The 18,148-nt window shown below is 63.4% G+C and carries 16 protein-coding genes; 5 read left to right on the top strand and 11 right to left on the bottom strand.

Annotated elements, in window-relative coordinates; translation table 11 throughout:
* Positions 1-9: 9 nt before the first annotated feature.
* Positions 10-1,026, bottom strand: coding sequence for a lipoate--protein ligase A (locus AB5Y71_RS15075; RefSeq protein WP_236268456.1), 1,017 nt, complete (start codon positions 1,024-1,026; stop codon positions 10-12).
* Between the two features lie 478 nt (positions 1,027-1,504).
* On the opposite strand from AB5Y71_RS15075, the gene AB5Y71_RS15070 reads away from it, so the two are divergent.
* Positions 1,505-3,919 carry a diguanylate cyclase gene (locus tag AB5Y71_RS15070; RefSeq protein WP_368171970.1) on the top strand — a complete coding sequence of 805 codons (2,415 nt, stop codon included), beginning with the start codon at positions 1,505-1,507 and terminating at the stop codon, positions 3,917-3,919.
* Positions 3,920-3,971: 52 nt separating this feature from the next.
* Here AB5Y71_RS15070 and AB5Y71_RS15065 read toward each other — a convergent pair whose 3' ends face one another.
* The 9 genes from AB5Y71_RS15065 to AB5Y71_RS15025 are packed head-to-tail and all read right to left on the bottom strand — an operon-like array spanning position 3,972 to position 13,697.
* Positions 3,972-5,171, bottom strand: a complete 1,200-nt coding sequence (locus tag AB5Y71_RS15065) for an ABC transporter permease (protein ID WP_216955076.1) — start codon at positions 5,169-5,171, stop codon at positions 3,972-3,974.
* Positions 5,171-6,385 carry an ABC transporter permease gene (locus AB5Y71_RS15060; RefSeq protein WP_368171923.1) on the bottom strand — a complete coding sequence of 405 codons (1,215 nt, stop codon included), beginning with the start codon at positions 6,383-6,385 and terminating at the stop codon, positions 5,171-5,173. The genes AB5Y71_RS15065 and AB5Y71_RS15060 overlap by 1 nt, the downstream gene beginning before the upstream one ends.
* On the bottom strand, positions 6,386-7,075 hold the full coding sequence (locus AB5Y71_RS15055) for an ABC transporter ATP-binding protein (protein ID WP_216955074.1): 690 nt from the start codon (positions 7,073-7,075) through the stop codon (positions 6,386-6,388).
* Positions 7,068-8,207 carry an efflux RND transporter periplasmic adaptor subunit gene (locus tag AB5Y71_RS15050; protein WP_368171922.1) on the bottom strand — a complete coding sequence of 380 codons (1,140 nt, stop codon included), beginning with the start codon at positions 8,205-8,207 and terminating at the stop codon, positions 7,068-7,070. The genes AB5Y71_RS15055 and AB5Y71_RS15050 overlap by 8 nt, the downstream gene beginning before the upstream one ends.
* A 27-nt stretch (positions 8,208-8,234) precedes the next feature.
* Positions 8,235-11,411, bottom strand: coding sequence for an efflux RND transporter permease subunit (locus AB5Y71_RS15045; RefSeq protein ID WP_368171921.1), 3,177 nt, complete (start codon positions 11,409-11,411; stop codon positions 8,235-8,237).
* Positions 11,404-12,444 carry an efflux RND transporter periplasmic adaptor subunit gene (locus AB5Y71_RS15040; RefSeq protein WP_368171969.1) on the bottom strand — a complete coding sequence of 347 codons (1,041 nt, stop codon included), beginning with the start codon at positions 12,442-12,444 and terminating at the stop codon, positions 11,404-11,406. The genes AB5Y71_RS15045 and AB5Y71_RS15040 overlap by 8 nt, the downstream gene beginning before the upstream one ends.
* A 41-nt stretch (positions 12,445-12,485) precedes the next feature.
* A complete protein-coding gene (locus tag AB5Y71_RS15035; protein ID WP_005338003.1) occupies positions 12,486-12,956 on the bottom strand; it encodes a YeeE/YedE family protein in 471 nt (156 codons plus the stop codon).
* Positions 12,957-12,969: 13 nt separating this feature from the next.
* A complete protein-coding gene (locus AB5Y71_RS15030) occupies positions 12,970-13,383 on the bottom strand; it encodes a YeeE/YedE family protein (RefSeq protein ID WP_368171920.1) in 414 nt (137 codons plus the stop codon).
* Positions 13,383-13,697, bottom strand: coding sequence for a helix-turn-helix transcriptional regulator (locus AB5Y71_RS15025; protein WP_182927555.1), 315 nt, complete (start codon positions 13,695-13,697; stop codon positions 13,383-13,385). The genes AB5Y71_RS15030 and AB5Y71_RS15025 overlap by 1 nt, the downstream gene beginning before the upstream one ends.
* A gap of 88 nt (positions 13,698-13,785) precedes the next feature.
* Between AB5Y71_RS15025 and AB5Y71_RS15020 the strand changes: the two genes are divergently transcribed.
* From AB5Y71_RS15020 to AB5Y71_RS15005, 4 genes are all read left to right on the top strand, one after another.
* Complete coding sequence (locus AB5Y71_RS15020) at positions 13,786-13,971, top strand: DUF2892 domain-containing protein (protein WP_323891095.1); 186 nt, start codon at positions 13,786-13,788, stop codon at positions 13,969-13,971.
* Between the two features lie 55 nt (positions 13,972-14,026).
* Positions 14,027-15,298, top strand: coding sequence for an NAD(P)/FAD-dependent oxidoreductase (locus tag AB5Y71_RS15015; protein WP_368171919.1), 1,272 nt, complete (start codon positions 14,027-14,029; stop codon positions 15,296-15,298).
* Positions 15,299-15,678: 380 nt separating this feature from the next.
* On the top strand, positions 15,679-16,083 hold the full coding sequence (locus AB5Y71_RS15010) for a hypothetical protein (RefSeq protein WP_368171918.1): 405 nt from the start codon (positions 15,679-15,681) through the stop codon (positions 16,081-16,083).
* Between the two features lie 217 nt (positions 16,084-16,300).
* Positions 16,301-17,029 (top strand): MgtC/SapB family protein, encoded by a 729-nt coding sequence (locus AB5Y71_RS15005; RefSeq protein WP_368171917.1) that lies wholly within the window; start codon positions 16,301-16,303, stop codon positions 17,027-17,029.
* Between the two features lie 90 nt (positions 17,030-17,119).
* On the opposite strand, the gene AB5Y71_RS15000 is transcribed toward AB5Y71_RS15005, so the two are convergent.
* A complete protein-coding gene (locus AB5Y71_RS15000) occupies positions 17,120-18,130 on the bottom strand; it encodes a LacI family DNA-binding transcriptional regulator (protein WP_100654144.1) in 1,011 nt (336 codons plus the stop codon).
* Between the last annotated feature and the right edge of the window lie 18 nt (positions 18,131-18,148).

The following is an 18,148-nucleotide window of genomic DNA, read 5'->3' as shown; positions in this document are numbered from 1 at the left end:
GCGTCCCCCTCAACGCAGGGAGGTCAACAGCCACTCGGCAAACTCCGCCAGCTCGCTCTGCTGATGCGGAAAGGCCGCCAGCCAGGGCTGCAGGCGCGCGGCGACAGCCTCCGGTCGATAGCCGCAACCCGCCAGTTCGGCCGCCAGCAGATCAAACGGGGCCGGCTCCAGAGTATCGCTAAAGAGCTGCGCCCGGGTGATGACCCCTTTCTCCACATCAAAGTGCAACTCCACCCCGCCCCAGCTGAACCGCTCCTCCAGCAGATGGCTGAAGGCCGGGGCATGGCCATAGTTCCACTCCCAGCTGCGCTGGCGGGCGAAGGTCTCGGCAAAGCCCGGCAGATCCGGCATCTGCTCCGGGGAGATATGCTCGGGCTCAACTCGCGCGCCGTAATGGTGGAAGAAGGCCTCGACCAGCGCCTCGCTCACCTGTTGATGACCGATCCCTGGCAACAGTTCGCACAGATTGGCCACCCGGCTGCGCACCGAGGTGATCCCCTTGGCCGCCAGCTTCTTGGGGTCGGGGTTGAGGTAGTTGGCCAGGCGGCCGAGATCGGCGTCCAGCAGCAGGGTGCCGTGGTGAAACCCGCGATCCAGGGTCTCCCTGTAAGCCGAACCCGATACCTTGCGCTCCCCGTCCGGGGTCGCCACCAGCAGGTCGTTGCGACCGGAGGCAAACGCCTCGATCCCCAGTCGCTTGAGCCCGTCCAGCACGATGGCGGTAGAGACGCTCTTGTCATACTCCGGCTTGCCCGCCATGAAGGTGAAGCAGCTGTTGCCAAGGTCGTGGAACACGGCGCCGCCGCCACTGCTGCGACGCGCCAGGGTGACCCCGTCCTCTTCCATTCGGCGGGTATTGCACTCCTTCCACGGATTCTGGGCACGGCCAATCACCACGGTATTGGCATTGCGCCAGAGGAACAGCACCCGCTGGCCGGGGTCCATCTGGCGGAAGATGCACTCCTCGACGGCCAGATTGAACAGGGGATCGTGAGAGTCGGAGACAAGCAGACGCAAGCGGGACATAAAAAGACCTTATCCGGAACTGGGGGCAGCATGATAACACTGACGGGGTACCATCACTGAGCCGTTGCACATTAACCGGTGCGCAGCAGCCGCGACACATTTGCGTCACACCTGACCGCCCCATAAAAGTATCTATTGATATAACGACACAGCTTGACGTGCAACCACGGAAAAAATGCAGTCAAGCTACAATGACAACGATAAAAACGGGAAAAAGTGGCTAGAATGCGACCACTTCGATAGGCCATATGACTCTCTTATTGGTCACATAACTTGCAAAAAAACGGCATGTATCCATCCCGTGTGATGAACGACACAAAAATGACTTTCCAACCCCCCTATACCCTATTGCAAACGCCTTTTCTCCCCTTGCAGGTGACACAAAATTGCTTGAATCTAGCCTAGACATCGCTCCCGAGAGAAACGTTGTATGACGGAGAACGCAGCCCCCCGCCAGCCCCTGAGCTGGTTTCTGCCAATGCTGGTCGGTATGGTCATCGCGACCCTGACCTCTTCCCCCGTGCGAGCCGGCGAGCAGGTCATCGTCCAGTTGCCGTGGCAACACCAGTTCCAGTTTGCCGGTTACTACGCGGCCATCGCCAAAGGGTTTTATCGGGAGGCCGGTCTGCATGTCACCCTGCGCGAAGCGGACTCCCGCACCGATGTGGTCAGCGAGGTGATCTCGGGAAAGGCCCATTTTGGCATCAGCGGCAGTGATCTGCTGCTGGATCGGGCTGCCGGTCGTCCGGTGGTGGTGCTCGCCGCCCTGCTGCAGCACTCGCCGCTGATCCTGCTCACGCTGGATCGGCCAGATATTCGCAACCCGGCCGATCTGGCCAACAAGCGACTGATGCTGGAGCCTGGCTCCAACGAGCTGCTGACCTACCTTTCTCACCAGACCCGCAGCCGCGACTGGGTCACCCTCCCATACAAACAGGGGATACAGGCACTGCTGGCGGGCAAGGTGGATGCCATTAGTGCCTACAGCACTACCGAGCCCTTCTATCTGCAACAAAAAGGGATCCCCTATCGGGTTTTCAGTCCGCGCACCATCGACTTTGACTTCTACGGCGACAACCTGTTTACCTCAGAGCGGGAGCTGATCACCCGACAGGATCGGGTCTACGCCTTCCAGCAGGCCAGCCTCAAGGGGTGGCGCTATGCGATGGACCACCCCGAAGAGATGATCAACCTCATCATGGAGCAGTACCCGACCGGGGCTGGCCGTGAACAGCTGGAGTTCGAGGCTCGCGAAACCAGAGCGCTGATGCAGCCGGATCTGATCGAACCTGGCTACATGCAGCAGGAGCGCTGGCTGCAGATCGCCAAAACCTATCTGGAGGCGGGCATGCTCACGGTATTGCCCAACCTCGACCGCTTTATCTACGACCCGGCGCAGGAGCGGCTGCGCCAGCAACGGCAACTGCTCGACAAGAGCGTGGCGGTGGCCATGCTCATCACCTTTACCCTGATGACCCTGCTCGGCATCTTCTTGCACCTCTATCTGCGCCTGCGCGAGGAGGCGCGAGATCGCCAGCGGCTGACCCGTGAACTGGCCCAGAGCGAACAGCACTATCGCTTCGTGGCGGAGAACAGTGCCGATGTGATCTGGACCATGGATGCCGCCAGCTTGCGCTTTCGCTATGTCAGCCCGGCCATCGCCCCCCTGAGCGGCTACGAGGCCCCCGAGCTGTTTGCCCTGCCCCTCAAACAGCTGCTACCGGATGCCTCAAGGCAACTGCTGCGCGAGGAGATCTCCGCCACCCTGGAGGCCTGGCAGCGGGGGGAACATGACCAGACCCGCCGGGTCATTCGCACCCAGCTGCGCCACAAGGATGGCCATCTGGTGGCGACCGAGACCATCACTACCCTCCATGGCAACCACAATGCCCAGCCGGAGGCGATCCTCGGGGTCACCCGGGATATCACCGAGCGGGCAGCGCGAGAGGAGATGATGCGCCGCCTAGCCTTCTACGACCCCCTCACCGGGCTGCCCAATCGCCGCTTGCTGCAGCAACGGCTCAAGGAGCTGATGGAGCAGGAGGCTCCCCGTCCGCTGGCATTGATGTTTATCGATCTCGATCACTTCAAACCGATCAATGACACCTTCGGCCATGAGACCGGGGATATTCTGCTCAATATGGTGGCCGAGCGGATGAGCCACTGCGTGCGCAAACAGGATCTGGTGGCACGGCTGGGTGGCGACGAGTTCGTTATCTTGCTGCCGGAGAGTGGCGACGAAGTGCTGGCGGTGGCCGACAAGCTGCACCAGCAGCTGCGCCATCCGTTCCAGCTGGAGGGGCAGGAGCTGCTCATCTCCAGCAGTATCGGGCTGGCGCTCTATCCCGAGCACGGGGAGGATGCCAAAACCCTGATGCACCACGCCGATCAAGCCATGTATCAGGCGAAGAATCGCGGCCGCGGCCGGGTCTGCCTCTTTACCGAGGGCCTTGATCCCGAGCAGGGCGCCCTGCTGTGGCAACCCGGCCACGAGTGCGGTCACCCGCGCATCGATGCCGAGCATCGCCAGCTCTTCGTATTGACTAACCGGCTGCTGGAGCGGATGAAAGATCAGCACGAGGAGCCGGCCCCGTTTCTGGAGAGTCTGGAGAGCCTGTTCGACATGGCCCGCCATCACTTCGCCTTTGAAGAGCAGATGCTGGCGGAGATCGACTATCAGGAACTCGTCAGCCACCGTCAGGATCACCAGCGCCTGCTCAACAAGGCTGGCCAGCTGCTGCACGCCGCCAAAGCGGGAACACTGGGCAACGACGAGTTGCTCAACTTCATCATTCAGGAGCTGGTTGTCGGCCACATGAGTCAGGCGGATCGCCGCTACTTCCCTCTGTTCAGATCTGAGCGCAGCGTGCCGGTTGCGGAGGTGGTCACCTAGCCCCCCCCCTGTTCAGCCCCGAGCGTAACGCGCCTCTTGCGAAAGGAGCAACCTAGTCACCGCGCAGGGCAACTACTGGGTCGAGACGCACTGCCCGCAGCGCAGGAGCGACCCCGGCCAGCAGGCCAACCAGGGCGCTGCAACCGAGCGCCAGCAGCAGATAGAGAGGATGGAGGGTAAGCGGCAAGCCGGCCACCAGCAGGGTGAGCAGCAGTTTTAGCCCGCCGAGCAGGGCCAGCCCCATGGCTCCGCCCAGCAGCGCCAGCACTACGGCTTCGAGCAGGAACAGCAATAGAATGCGCCGCCGTGGGCAGCCCAGCGCCATCAGCAAGCCCACTTCGGGGATCCGCTCCTGCTGGGCGATGCTCATGATGCTGAAGATGCCGACCGCCCCGATCAGCAGCGAGATAATGCCGAGCCCGCCAACCGCCAGCTTGATGATGGAGAGTATCTTGTCGAGGCTGGTCAGCATGTCCTGCTGGGAGGTGAGGGTGAAATCCTCGGCGCCGTGGCGGGCGATCAGCACCCGCCGGATCTGGGCGGTGATCTCGGCCTCCGTCTGCCCGGTGCGATAGATGACATCGATCTCCTGCAATCCCTCCTTGTTGAACAGCGCCTGGGCGTGAGCGGCGGGCAGATAGATCATATCGTCCAGATCAAAGCCGAGAAATTGCCCTTTGGGGGCCAGCACCCCGGCCACCCGAAAACGGCGATCACCGGCGCGCAGCAGGTTCCCCGGTGCATCGCCCCCAGGAAACAGCTCAGCCGCCACCTTGGCCCCCAGCACCGCATAGGCGCGGGGCATGGCACTGTCATCCGCGGGCAGAAAACGCCCCTGCACCAGGGTGAGTCGCCAGCCGGAGAGCGCAGCCGGACCTGTGCCCAGAATAGCGGTGCTGCGGGTCAGCCCACGGCTGCGCACCTCCCCCTGCCCCTGTACCACAGGGAGCGCCGCCTCTACCCCTGCCAATCTGGCGAGGGCATCGGCATCCTCCAGTAGCAGGGGACGGCTGCTGGAGAGGATGCCGGGCGGGCCGCCTGCGGTTTCGGTCTTGCCCGGGGTCACGGCGATCAACCGGGTGCCAAATTGGGAGAAGCTGTCGAGCAGATAGAGCCTGAGCCCCTCGCCGATGCCGGTGAGCAGGGTCACCGAGGCGATCCCGATGGCAATGCCGAGCGCAGACAGCAGGCTGCGACTGCGCCCAGCCAGCAAGGCGCGCCAGAGCCAGAACAGCAGATCAGCGGCGCGCATCAGCCACCGCTCCACTGCCCGCTGCGCAGGCTGCTGACCGGATCTTGCCGTGCCGCCCGGGAGGCGGGCAGCCAGCTAAAAAACAGCCCGCTCAGCAGGGCCGCCGGTATGGTGCAGAAAGTAGCAAGCAAGGGGACCGCCGCCGGAAATCCGGGCCAAATCACTCCGGCGAGGCCAACCAGGGCATAGCCCAACACAGTGCCAAACAGCGCGCCACTGCCGCTCAGCAACAGCGCCTCCCACAAAAACAGCTGGCGGATCTGGCGACTGTCGGCCCCCAGCGCCTTGAGCAGGCCGATCTCGCCGGTGCGCTGGCGGGTGCTGATCAGCGCCAGATTCATCATCATGATGCCGGAGACCAGCAGGCTGATGGCACCGATGCCGGCAACGGCCAGGGTGAGGGTCGAGAGAATGGTGGAGAAGGTGGCCAGCATGGCGTCGCGGCGCACCACGGTCACATCGAGTACCCCGTGGCGCGACTGCATCAGCTGCTCCAGTCGCTTGACCTGCGGGGGCACCGCTTGCCCCGCCAGCGGCTGGATCAGCAGCCGAAACAGCCCCTCGGTGTTGAACAGCCGCATGGCGCTACCGACCGGGATCAGCGCCGCCTCGGCCATATCCATCCCCAGATTGCTGCTCTGGCTGGTGAAGACCCCCACCACCCGAAAGCGGCGATTGTCAAAACGCAGCCACTGGCCGACCGGATCGGCCTGACCGAACAGCTCACGGGCCACCTTGGCCCCGAGCAGAACGGCTGGGCGATCCTCTGCGGCATCCCCCGGCAGCCAGCGGCCGGAGAGCAGTTCCAGCCCGTGGGTATCGCGCAGCCCGTTGCTGCTGCCAAGCAGCATGGTCTGGCGCAGGCGCGCCCCCTGTTTGGCCTCGGCAAAGCCCATCACCAGCGGCACCAGCCGCACGTTTGGCTGATGCTGGCCAAGGTAGTGCATATCATCGAGAGTGATCTGCCGCAGACTGTTGCCGGTGACCGGCGGCAGCCCGCCTGTAGTCTCCTTGCGGCCGGGGAACATCACCAGCAGATCCTTGCCAAGGGAGCTGAACTGGTCGGCCACATAGCGCCTCGCCCCCTCCCCCAGCGCGGTGAGCAGCAGCACCGAGGTGACGCTCAGACTCACCGCCAGGATCAACACCAGCGCCCGTGAACGCTGACGCAACAAGGCCACGGCGGCAAAGCGGATCACATCGGGCCGCCGCATTCAGCCACCGCCGCTATCAATGTTGATGTGGCCATCGTTCATCAGGATCCGCCTGCCCGCCCGCTCACCGAGGCGCGGATCGTGGGTCACCACCACCAGCGTGATCCCCTGCTCCCGGTTGAGCTCCTCCAGCAGGGTAATCACCTCCTCCCCGGAGCGGGAGTCGAGATTGCCGGTGGGCTCGTCGGCCAGGATCAGCCGCGGCGCCATTGCCATGGCCCGGGCGATGGCTACCCGCTGACGCTGACCGCCGGAAAGCTCGGCAGGGCGGTGTCCGGCCCGGTTCTCCAGCCCCAGCTCTCCCAGCAACTGCTGGCTGCGGCGATGGCGCTCGGCGGGAGCGATCCCGCACAGCATCAGCGGCAGCTCGACATTTTCACGGGCGGTGAGGCGGGAGATAAGGTGAAACGACTGGAACACAAAACCGATGCGATGGCCGCGCAGCTGGGCCAGCGCTGGCTCTGACAGGGTGGCGGTGTCCTCCCCTCCCAGCCAGTAGCGCCCCTCATCGGGCCGATCCAGCAGCCCCAGCACATTGAGCAGGGTCGATTTGCCGGAGCCCGAGGGGCCCATCACCGCCAGATACTCCCCCTCGGCAACCCGCAGGGAAACGCGATCGAGGGCGGCCACTTTGCTCCCCCCCAGAGTGAAACGACGGCTGACGGCATCAAGGCGAATGAGATCACTCATCCGTCTGCTCCGTGGCGGCGCTGAAAGGGCCCTCCCCGACAATCTGTCCGGGCTGGGCCGCCAGCCGATCACCGGTAGCGAGCCCCTCGGCGACTTCAATCCAGTTCCAGTTCTCCCCCCCCCAACGGGGCACCACCCGCACCAGCTTATCCCCTTCCAGCCGCAACACGCTACCATCGTCGGCCCGGCTGCTGGCCGCTACCCGCAGCACATCGGTGGCGCGGGTCACCTCGACTTCAAGGTCGGCGCTGTAGCCGATAAGCAGGGGGACATCGGTGGGCAGGGCAGTGAGCGTCGCCTCCACCTCCACGGTGCGGGCCTGCTTCTCCAGCTCCTTCACATAGGGGGCGATACGGGTGACGGTGGCGGCAAAATCGCGCCCTGGCATGGCATCGAGCAGTACCCGGGCAGACTGGCCCACCTTGAGGCGGGCGGCATCCACCTCATCGATGGGGGCTGAGACATACAGACACTTATCATCGATAAGATCGATCACCGGAGGCATGGCCACTCCGGGCGGTGAGGGGGTCATGTATTCGCCCAGCTTGCTGTTGACCTCAGCCACCACTCCGGCAAACGGCGCCAGCAGGCGGCGCTCGCTCAAGCGAGCCTCCACCTGGGCGACCTGCGCCTCGTCGACTCGCTCCTGCTGACGGGATGCCTGACAGACATAGCGGCGGGTATCGGCCAGATTCTGGGCCTGCTCGGCGAGGGTGCGGGAGGTGAGGTTTTTGGCCAGCAAGGTGGCCAGCCGGTTGGCCTCCCGCTCGTAGTAGGCCGCCTCGCTGCAACGCTCCTCACGCTGGGTCTTGCCAAGGGCCTGCTGGGCGCGGGCCCGGGCGAGATCGGCGTGAATATCGTCACTCCAGAGGGTCAGCAGCAGATCTCCCCGGGCTACCCGCTCCCCGGCCTTGACGGCGATCTGCTCCACCACGCCGCCACCGGGCAGACTGAGTCCGGCTCGCTGACACGACTTGATGGTGCCGGCCCGGGTATTGACCACGGTGACCAGCACATCCCCCCGCCCGACCTCTGCCAGCCTGATCGGCGTCGGCTGCGGTCGCCACCACCATGCCAGAGCAGCCACCGCTACCACGGCGCCACTTCCCCACCACAACCAACCTCTCTTCATCGCGCATCCTTTCGCTAGTGACTCCCGTCATGAGCGTCGGGAGAGCAGGGCATAATAGAGCAAGGGTATCACCACCAGGGTGAGCAAAGTGGAGACCAGGATCCCGAAAATCAGGCTGATGGCCAACCCGTTGAAGATGGGATCATCGAGGATAAACAGGGCCCCACTCATCGCCGCCAGCGCCGTCAGCATGATGGGTTTGGCCCGCACCTGCGCCGCTTCGATCACCGCCTGCTCGAACGCCACTCCGGCGCTGCGCTGCTGCTCGATAAAGTCCACCAGCAGGATGCTGTTGCGTACGATGATCCCGGCCAGGGCGATCATCCCGATCATCGAGGTGGCGGTAAACTGGGCCCCCAACAGGGCGTGGCCCGGCATCACCCCTATGATGGTGAGCGGAATCGGGGCCATGATGATGAGTGGCACCAGATAGGAGCGGAACTGGGCCACCACCAGCAGATAGATGAGGATCATCCCCACCCCGTAGGCGATGCCCATATCGCGGAAGGTCTCGTAGGTGATCTTCCACTCCCCGTCCCACAACAGCGCCACCTCCCCCAGCTTGTCGGGCTGCTGCACGTAATATTGGGGCAGGTCGATATCGGCACCGGCGGCAAACATGCCGTAGAGCGGGCTGTCGGTGTGGCCGCCCATGTCGGCCACCACCATCACCATGGGCTGCATATTCTTGTGCATGATATAGCTGGGGGCCACCTCATCACGGCGACTCACCAGCTCGGAGACCCGCACCAGCTGGCCGCTCTGGCTGCGCACCTTGAGCGCCAGCACGCCCGCCAGATCCCGTTTGTCGCCGGGGGCCAGCTCGATGCGGATCGGCACCGGATACTTGGCGCCGTGCCCCTGCAGCCAGCTGGCATCCTGATAACCCACCCCGCCATTGAGGGTGTTCACCAGATCCCCGAGATCGACCCCGAGCAGGGCCGCCTTGCTGCGATCCACCACCAGCCGCCACTTGGGCTGCGGGTCGGTCAGATAGATATCCACATCCACCAGATCCGTGGTGGCTACAAAGCGGGCCTGTACAGCCCGCGCCGCCGCTTCTCGGGCAGCCTGAGTCGGGCCATAAATTTCGGCAACTATGGGTGACCAGACCGGCGGGCCGGGGGGCACCTCCACGACTTTCAGGTTGCCCCCCACCGCACTGGCGATGGCCTGCAGCGGCCCCCGAACCGACTGGGCAATCTGGTGACTGCTGCGATCCCGCTCATGCTTGTCCACCAGATTGACCTGAATATCCCCCACGTTGGCGCCGCTGCGGATAAAGTAGTGGCGCACCAGCCCGTTGAAATTGATGGGGGCGGCGGTGCCGGCGTAGATCTGGTAATCCTTCACCTCAGGCACTTTGGCAAGCTCTCGTCCGACCGCCAGCAGGGTCCGCTCGGTCTGCTCCAGGGTCGCCCCCTCCGGCATATCGAGCACCAGCTGAAATTCCGACTTGTTGTCAAAGGGAAGCATCTTGAGCACCACCCACTGCACCACCGGCATGGCGGTGGCGGCCCCGACCAGCAGCAACACCACCAGCCAGAGTTTGCGTCTGGCGCGCTTGGCGCCATCACCAATCAGGAAAGGAGTCATCAGCCGGTGAAAAAGACCAGCCTTGGCCTCGCCGTGGGCACCGTGCACCTCACCCTTGAGCAAATGGCTCGCCAGCCAGGGGGAGAAGACAAAGGCCACCAGCAGGGAGATGAGCATCCCCATGCTGGCATTGATGGGGATGGGGCTCATGTAGGGGCCCATCAGGCCACTGACAAAGGCCATCGGCAGCAGGGCCGCGATAACGGTCAGGGTCGCCAGTATGGTCGGCCCTCCCACCTCATCCACCGCCCCCGGTATCAGATCCTTGAGCGCCCCCTTGCCCAAACCGCGATGGCGGTGGATGTTCTCCACCACGACTATGGCGTCATCCACCAGAATGCCGATGGAGAAGATCAGCGCAAACAGCGACACCCGGTTGAGGGTAAAGCCCCAGGCCCAGCTGGCAAACAGGGTCAGTGCCAGGGTGATAACGATGGCAACGCCCACCACCAGCGCCTCTCGCCAACCCATGCTCACCAGCACCAGCAGCACCACCGCTGTGGTGGCAAAAATCAGCTTGCCGATCAGGGTTTTGGATTTGGTCTCGGCGGTGACGCCGTAGTCCCGGGTCACCGTCACCTCGACCCCGGCAGGGATCAGTCGATTCTGCAAACTTTCGACCCGCGCCTCCACCCGCTTGGCCACATCGACCGCATTCTGGCCCGGCTGCTTGCCGATGGCCAGGGTCACCGCCGGATAACTGGCCTGTCCCAGCCCCATCCAGCTGCGCTTGGTCGGGGTCTCCTGACCCAGAGAGACCCTGGCCACCTCCCCCAGATAGACCGGCTTGCCGTCGTGCAGCCCCACCACCAGCTCTCTAGCCTCCTGCTCACTTTGCAGAAACTGCCCCACCTGCACCTTAATCTCACTGTTGCTCTGCTCGATAGCCTGTGTCGTGCCCACCTGATTGGCGGCCGCAAGTCGCTGGCTCAGCTCGCCCCAGCTGATGCTGTGGGCGCTGAGGGCCGCCGGATCCGGCATCACCCGCAACACGGCGCTCTGGCTGCCCAGCGTGTAAATATCGCGGGTACCGGGAATGCGCTTGAGTTCGGTCTCCAGCTCATGGGCGACCCGGGTCAGCTCGGGTGCACCCAGCTGCTTGCTCCCTTCTTTGCTCCAATCTTTGCTCCATAAGGTCAAACTGACGATAGGGACATCATCGATCCCCCGGGGTTTTACCAGCGGCTGACCGACCCCGATCCCCTGTGGCAACCAGTCGCGGTTGGAGTCGAGCTGGTTGTTGAGATCGACGATGGCCTGCTCGCGGCTCACTCCCACCTTGAACACCACCACCAGCAGGGCGCCATCGGGTTGGGAAAAAGAGTAGAGGGTATCAATGCCCTTTATCTGGGAGACCACCTGCTCGGCAGGGGTAGTGACGAGAGAGGCCACTTCAGCCGGAGTGGCTCCCGGGAAGGGAATGTAGACATCGGCGAAGGTGACATCGATCTGCGGCTCCTCCTCCTTGGGGGTCACCAGCACCGCAAACAGGCCGAGCAACAGCCCCACCAGCGCCAGCAGCGGCGTGATGGCCGAGCCCTGAAACAACGCAGCCAGCCGACCGGCAGGCCCCAGCCTCTCCTTGTTGCTGTTCAGCTCGCTACTCATGGGCCACCTCCTGCTGCTGCGCCCAGGCATCGGGAGCCAGCTTGTCACCGGCTTGCAGCCCGGCCAGGATCTCGCACTGCCCTTCAAAGCAATGGCCGACCCGCACCGGCGTCAGGGCCCAGCCAGAGGGCTGCTGCAGATAGACGCCGTTGAACTCCCCTTGCCGCAGCAGGGCGCGATCCGGCACCTGCAACACCTGACGTTCACCCTGCTTGAGCTGGACCTTGAGCCACATGCCGGGCAATACCCCGGCGGTTTGCGGCGGCAAGTCGAGGCGCAACCTGAAGGCGTGGCTCTGGCTGTCGGCATAGTTGAAGCGGGTCAATTTGACCGGGGTAACGGCCCTGCCATCAGGCAGCAGCACTTGCATATCCGCAGGCTCACGAGCGAGCGAAAGGGCGGATTGGGGCAACTCCACCTCCACCCGCAAGGTGTCGAGGGAGAAGCCGGAGAGCAGCGGGGTACCGGGGGCGACAGTCTCCCCCAACTCCACCAGCCGTTTGGTCACCACTCCGGCGTAAGGGGCCAGAATGCGGGTATAACCGTAGGCCTCGCGGGCCTGAGTGAGGGCCGCATCGGCAGCGTTCACCTCGGCGCGGGCGGCGCGATCAGTCGCCTGGGCATTATCGAGCTGGGCGCGGGTGATCACGCCCTTGGCAATCAGCGCCTGAAAGCGGGCGAGCTGGCGCTCGGCTTCCACTTGCTGGGCCTGCGCCCGCGCCAGCCGCGCCTCGGCCCCCGTGACGGCGGCAAACTGCTCCTTGCCACTGATCTCCAGCAGCGGCTGTCCCGCCTGTACCTGATCGTTCACATCCACCAGCATACGGGAGACCCGGCCGCTGGTCTGGGCCGCCACCGTCCCCTGATTGATGGCACTGACGGTGCCATCCAGCGTCAGCCAGTCAGTCACCGGTTGTGGCGCTACTGTCAACAGGGGCTCTGGCTCCCCGTCCGCGGCAAAGGCCAGGGGGGATGTCATGGCCTGCGATGTCATCACCAACATGGTGATCCCCAGCAACCGGATCTTTTCCATCATTACTCTCCTTCCCTGGCATCATCAATCACTTCACGGGATCAGGCGGTATGGGACTGGCGCACCTTATCCACTCCCCGAACTGGCGCCTTGGTCAGCACCCTGGCCAGCCCTCTGTCAAACAGCAAGATCCCGGCCACCATGGCCGCTATAAACAACATTATCATGGGCTGCCCGCTGGAAATGAGACTCAGAGCAGGCCCCGGGCAGATACCCACCAATCCCCAGCCGATGCCAAACAGTGCGGCCCCGCCGATCAGCCGGCGCTCGAGCCGAGGAGCTGGTACGGCGGCGATGGGCTCCCCCAGCACGCTCTGACGACGGGGTTTCACCAGCAAGAAGTAACCCGGCATAAAGACCAGCAGGGCGCCTCCCATCACGAAGGCAAGGCTGGGATCCCAGGCCCCGGCCAGATCGAGAAAACCGGTGACCCGGGCGGGATCCATCATGCCGGAGATGGCCATCCCCAGCCCGAACAACACACCCGCAAACAAACTTGTCAGCAACTTCATGGCAATCAGCCCCTTACAGCAGATGATGAGTGACGAAGACGGTGATAAAGCCTGTCGCCATAAAGGTCAGGGTGGCGACGATGGAGCGCAGGGAGAGCCGCCCCATGCCACAGATGCCGTGGCCGCTGGTGCAGCCATTGCCAAGACGGGTACCGACCCCGACCAGCAGACCGGCCAGCAGCAGAACGGGCCAGCCGGGCAGCGTGGTGAATGCAGGCATGCTGGCCCAGCCCAGGGTCAGCGCCAACCAGGCACCCGCCCCCAGTCCCAGCAGAAACAGCACCCGCCAGGGCGCACGGTGTTGCAGCGCACCGGCCAGAATGCCGCTGATCCCGGCCACCCGGCCGTTGAACAACATCAAGATCAGGGCCGACAGCCCCGCCAGCATGCCACCGCCCAAAGAGAGCAGCCATTGGCTTTCCATCATCAAGATTCCTTATTTTCCGAGTGACAAAAATGGGTTTGCAGCGCCCCCAGCACATCGGCGGCCACCTCGCTCACCAGCGAGTAGTAGATCTGTTGGGAAACCTTGCGCGAACGGATCAGGCCGTAGCGCTTCAATACCGAAAGTTGCTGGGAGAAGGCCGACTGCCCGAGTTGGCTATGGGCCAGCAGCTCCCCGACCCCCTTCTCCCCCTCCACCAGCTGGCAGAGCACCATCAGGCGTTCGGGATGAGCCAACGCCTTGAGCAGGGAGGCGGCGGCTGTCGCATGTCTGTTCATCTCGTCGAATTGGCTCATAAGAGTAAATTAGCAATTGCTGATATTTGTTCTATTGTATAAAACAACACTAAATTAGCAATATCTAAAGTAGATAAGGAGAAAGACCATGACAGTAGATAACGGAGTCAGAATTGTCGCGGGTTGCATGTTGCTGCTCTCGCTGCTCCTTACCGCCTGGGTTCATCCGGGCTTTGTCTGGTTGAGTGCCTTTGTCGGGGTCAACCTGATCCAGAGCGCATTCACCGGTTTCTGCCCGGCAGCGATGATCCTCAAACGGATAGGATTTAAATAACAGGGTCGGATGACCCAGGCTCATATGAGCGTGTAATAAACGCAGGAGGCTGAACATGGCAACGGTAATCGTCATCGGCGCGGGTCTGGGGGGCATGTCTGCCGCCTACGAACTCAAGGCCGAACTGGGCAAGCAGCATGAGGTGATCCTCATCAATGACAAGCCGGACTTTGAATTCACCCCCTCCAACCCCTGGATTGCCGTCCAGTGGCGGGAGCGCAAGGAGACCTCGATCCCCATCGAACCCCATGTGAAGAAAAAGGGGATCCGCTTTATCCATGCAGCCCTGACCGAGCTGCAACCGGCGGCGCAGCAGCTCACCCTCTCTGATGGCCAGACCCTGCGTTACGACTTTCTGGCGATCTGCACCGGCCCGGCCCTCGCCTTTGACGAGGTGACGGGGGCTGGCCCCGAATCCGGTGGCACCACCAGCGTCTGTACCCTCTCCCACGCCGAAGAGTGCCGCCACAGTGTCAGTGCACTGGTCGATGAGCCCGGCCCTGTGATTGTCGGTGCCATGCCGGGCGCCTCCTGCTTCGGCCCCGCCTACGAGTATGCGTTCATCCTCGATCGCCACCTGCGCGACAAGAAGGTGAGAAAAAATGTGCCCATGACTTTTGTCACCAGCGAGCCCTACATCGGCCATCTGGGTCTCAATGGTGTGGGGGACTCCAAGGGGATGCTGGAGAGCGAATTGCGGATGCGCGACGTGCAGTGGATCTGCAATGCCCGCACCGTGGCGGCGCAAGATGGTCAGATGACGGTGGAGGAGCTGGACGATGAGGGTAACCTCAAGCGCACCCACACCCTGCCCTACAAACACGCCATGATGCTGCCTGCCTTTGTCGGCATTGCGCCGCTGCGGGGCATCGAGTGGCTGGTCAATCCCCGCGGCTTTGTCATCGTCGACGAACACCAGCGCAACCCCGCCTTCCCGCAGATTTACGCCGCCGGTGTCTGCATCGCCATTGCTCCGCCGCACAAGACGCCGGTACCGACCGGGGTGCCCAAGACCGGCTACATGATTGAGGCGATGGTGCGCACCCTGAGCCACAACATCAAGGCGGAGCTCAGCGGCCAGCCGCCGGTGACCAAGGCAGTGTGGAATGCCATCTGTCTGGCAGACATGGGGGACACAGGTGCCGCCTTCGTCGCCATGCCGCAGATCCCGCCGCGCAACGTCGCCTGGTTCAAGAAAGGGAAGTGGGTCCATCTGGCCAAGATCGCCTTCGAAAAGTACTTCCTGCACAAGATGCAGGTGGGGGATACCGAGCCCATCTACGAGAAACTGATGCTCAAATACCTCGGCATCGACAAGACCGAATGACCCCGCAGACCCGGCCCTCGCCGGGTCTGCTTTTGGCGGCCCTGCGCGGCAAAACAGGGCTTTCGATTATGTTTCAAGATGTTGCTGCGGGCGGGGCGGGGTTTACCCTGCCTGCCACCTCGGCTATCATTCGAGCCTCTTATCAATAGCGGAGACCATCAGTGGGCAACTCATCAAGTGACAGTTGTAGACCGACCCTCATCGTCGGTACCAAGGTCGCGAGCTAGCCGCAGGTCTTTCTCTGCCGCATGCTCGCACCCTGCGAGAAGCGGAAATCCACTCCCCTCTTCTCCCTTTTTACACTTGACGTCTGGCAACCAGTGGCCAATCGCCACGGTCGCCATGCCTGCATAGTTTCTGCTTCCCACAAGGAGGCTGCTATGCGTTTTATCTCAATCAAACCGGCTGTGGATCGCGCGGTCGCAACAGGTTCTGTTGCTACCCGTGCTCACCCCCTGTTGAGCCGGCTCGGCCGTGGCATGTTGCCACGCTGGCTGGGCGGCAAACAGCGTCGGCACCACTACCGGCTGCAGATCCGCTGTGAGGATCGCGCCGATATGGAGCAGGTGCTGGATATGGTGAACCACACCCTGCAACCGGCGGGGCTGCAACCGATGCAATCGATGAAGCCGGGTCGCGGCGGCGGGCGAGAGCTGGTGCTCAACCTGCAGTGCACCCCGCCCCAGCGACGCTATCTGGTGCAGTTTGTTCATCAGGTCGGGGTAACACATCCAGTGCGCTGGCAACTGCGCCCGCGCATCGACTGCGATCCCGAGCTCAACTGACCGCACACCTGCGTTAACCACAGTGAAAGGGGCCAGCTACGCTGGCCCCGCTTGTTGCGTCCTCTCCGACCGTCAGGGCATCTGATGGTGCTCGCGCCCCGGGACGCCGCGTTTTTGTTTGTCTGCTGGCCATCCGCGCAATCATCCCCTGATCCATCCGCCTCCCGCGTTTCATCATGGATTGCGCCAAGCCAGCGCTTATCAGAAGGAGTACGCCATGAAGATGTGGCAACAAATTGACATGATCTCCCTGCTCGACACCCTGGCCAGCCTGCTGCTCGCTTTTGTGCTCGGCAGTCTGGTCGGGCTGGAGCGCCAGTACCGCCAACGTACCGCGGGCCTTCGCACCAACGTGCTGGTCGCCGTGGGAGCCGCCCTGTTCGTCAGTCTGGCCCAGCGTATCTATGGCCTGCACGGCGGCAACTACAACGTGGTCCATGTGGTGGCCTATATCGTCTCCGGCATCGGCTTTCTCGGCGCCGGCGTCATCATGCGCGAGTCGGGCAATATCCGCGGCATCAACACCGCCGCCACTCTCTGGGGTGTCGCTGCTGTCGGCGCCGCCTGTGGCGCCGGGCTCGCCATGGAGGCAATTCTGGGTGCCCTGTTCGTGCTGGCCGCCAACACCCTGCTGCGACCGCTGGTCAACCAGATCAACCGTCGCCCGGTAGACAATACCGACACCGAAGTGACCTACAAGGTGACGGCACTGACCCAGCGCGAGCATCAAAAAGAGGTGCTGCACTGGCTCGAGGAGATGCTGGAGCAGGCCAACTATCCCTTGAGCGAGCTCGATATCGAGCCGTTTGGCGAGGGGGATCTGGAGATCTCGGCAGTGTTGCTGGCTACCTCCATCGATGGCGACGAGCTGGATGCCCTGATGCAAAAGCTGGCCATCCACCCCCATATCAAGCAGGTCTTCTGGCGCACCAGTACCACCGACTGAGCTGCCGGTCAGAGGAACGAGCCACCCGCCCACAGCAAAAAGCCCCGCCAGCAATGGCGGGGCTTTTTCATATGGATGGGCGAAGAGTGGCTAGCGGCGACTGCGCCAGCGCACCCTGGGGGTGATCACCTGGGCGGTCTGTGCGGGAGGACTGCCCGCAATCAGTTGCTGCATCAGCTCGAAAGCGGCGAGGGCCAGCGCCGGACAATCCTGCGCCACCGAGTCGATGCGCATGGGGATGCAGTCGAGCAGGTCGTGATCGTCGAAGGTGCACAGGCGCATCCCTGTCTCCATCAACCCCGCCTCGTTGAGGTAGCGCAGTACCCCTTCCAGCAGGGTAAAGGAGGCGGTAAAGAGCCCCCTGGGGGGGGCTCCCAGCTCAGCCACCAGCTCGGCCATCAGCTGATAACCGGAGCTCGGCTGGTAGTCGCGATGGCGCACCCGGGCTGCATCGGCTTCAAAACCGGCGCGATGGAGCCCCAGCTCATAGCCCGCCAGCCGGTGACGGCTGGGGGAGAGATCCAGCAGGCCGCCGAAGTAGTAGATCTGCTCGCCGCACTCGCTGGCCATGTCCCGCACCAACTCGGCGGTCGCCTTGCAGGCATCGGAGATCACCATGGGCAGGCGCGACTCGCCGATGTGGCGGTCGAGCTGCACCACCGGCAGGCGGTCGTGGATGCGGGCATAGATGTCATCGCTGTGGCCGCTGGAGGCGACAATCAGCCCATCCACCTGACGGCTGATGAGGTTGTCCACCACCCGCTGCTCGAGGGCGGGATCATCCTCGGAACAGGCGATCAGCAGCTGGATGCCCGCCTCCCGGCAGTGGGCCTCGAGGGCGCGGGCGATGCGTGCAAAACCGAAGTTGGTGAGATCGGGGATCACCAGCCCCCAGGTGTAGCTGCGGGTCTCGCGCAGGGAGCGGGCGTGAAAGCTCGGCAGGTAGTGACACTCCTCCGCCACCGCCTGAATGCGCTTGCGGGTATCGTCGGCAATGCGGTACTCCGCACTCTTCCCGTTGAGCACCAGACTGGCGGTCGCCTTGGACACCCCCGCCAGTTCGGCGATCTGGGCAATCGTGATCCGTTTCTTCTTCTCCACCTGGCCTCCCGGCTGACT

It is taken from the genome of Aeromonas sp. R9-2 (genome assembly GCF_040908025.1).
GTDB classification, from domain to species: Bacteria; Pseudomonadota; Gammaproteobacteria; order Enterobacterales; family Aeromonadaceae; genus Aeromonas; species Aeromonas veronii.
The sequence above is the reverse complement of the archived record's forward strand: the minus strand, read 5'-3'. Positions and strand labels throughout refer to the sequence as shown.

Bases quoted from the DNA above. Each gene is read 5' to 3' on its own strand.
- AB5Y71_RS15075 (WP_236268456.1), bottom strand. From the start codon at position 1,026: ATGTCCCGCTTGCGTCTGCTTGTCTCCGACTCTCACGATCCCCTGTTC.
- AB5Y71_RS15070 (WP_368171970.1), top strand. From the start codon at position 1,505: ATGCTGGTCGGTATGGTCATCGCGACCCTGACCTCTTCCCCCGTGCGA.
- AB5Y71_RS15065 (WP_216955076.1), bottom strand. From the start codon at position 5,171: ATGCGCGCCGCTGATCTGCTGTTCTGGCTCTGGCGCGCCTTGCTGGCT.
- AB5Y71_RS15060 (WP_368171923.1), bottom strand. From the start codon at position 6,385: ATGCGGCGGCCCGATGTGATCCGCTTTGCCGCCGTGGCCTTGTTGCGT.
- AB5Y71_RS15055 (WP_216955074.1), bottom strand. From the start codon at position 7,075: ATGAGTGATCTCATTCGCCTTGATGCCGTCAGCCGTCGTTTCACTCTG.
- AB5Y71_RS15050 (WP_368171922.1), bottom strand. From the start codon at position 8,207: ATGAAGAGAGGTTGGTTGTGGTGGGGAAGTGGCGCCGTGGTAGCGGTG.
- AB5Y71_RS15045 (WP_368171921.1), bottom strand. From the start codon at position 11,411: ATGAGTAGCGAGCTGAACAGCAACAAGGAGAGGCTGGGGCCTGCCGGT.
- AB5Y71_RS15040 (WP_368171969.1), bottom strand. From the start codon at position 12,444: ATGGAAAAGATCCGGTTGCTGGGGATCACCATGTTGGTGATGACATCG.
- AB5Y71_RS15035 (WP_005338003.1), bottom strand. From the start codon at position 12,956: ATGAAGTTGCTGACAAGTTTGTTTGCGGGTGTGTTGTTCGGGCTGGGG.
- AB5Y71_RS15030 (WP_368171920.1), bottom strand. From the start codon at position 13,383: ATGATGGAAAGCCAATGGCTGCTCTCTTTGGGCGGTGGCATGCTGGCG.
- AB5Y71_RS15025 (WP_182927555.1), bottom strand. From the start codon at position 13,697: ATGAGCCAATTCGACGAGATGAACAGACATGCGACAGCCGCCGCCTCC.
- AB5Y71_RS15020 (WP_323891095.1), top strand. From the start codon at position 13,786: ATGACAGTAGATAACGGAGTCAGAATTGTCGCGGGTTGCATGTTGCTG.
- AB5Y71_RS15015 (WP_368171919.1), top strand. From the start codon at position 14,027: ATGGCAACGGTAATCGTCATCGGCGCGGGTCTGGGGGGCATGTCTGCC.
- AB5Y71_RS15010 (WP_368171918.1), top strand. From the start codon at position 15,679: ATGCGTTTTATCTCAATCAAACCGGCTGTGGATCGCGCGGTCGCAACA.
- AB5Y71_RS15005 (WP_368171917.1), top strand. From the start codon at position 16,301: ATGAAGATGTGGCAACAAATTGACATGATCTCCCTGCTCGACACCCTG.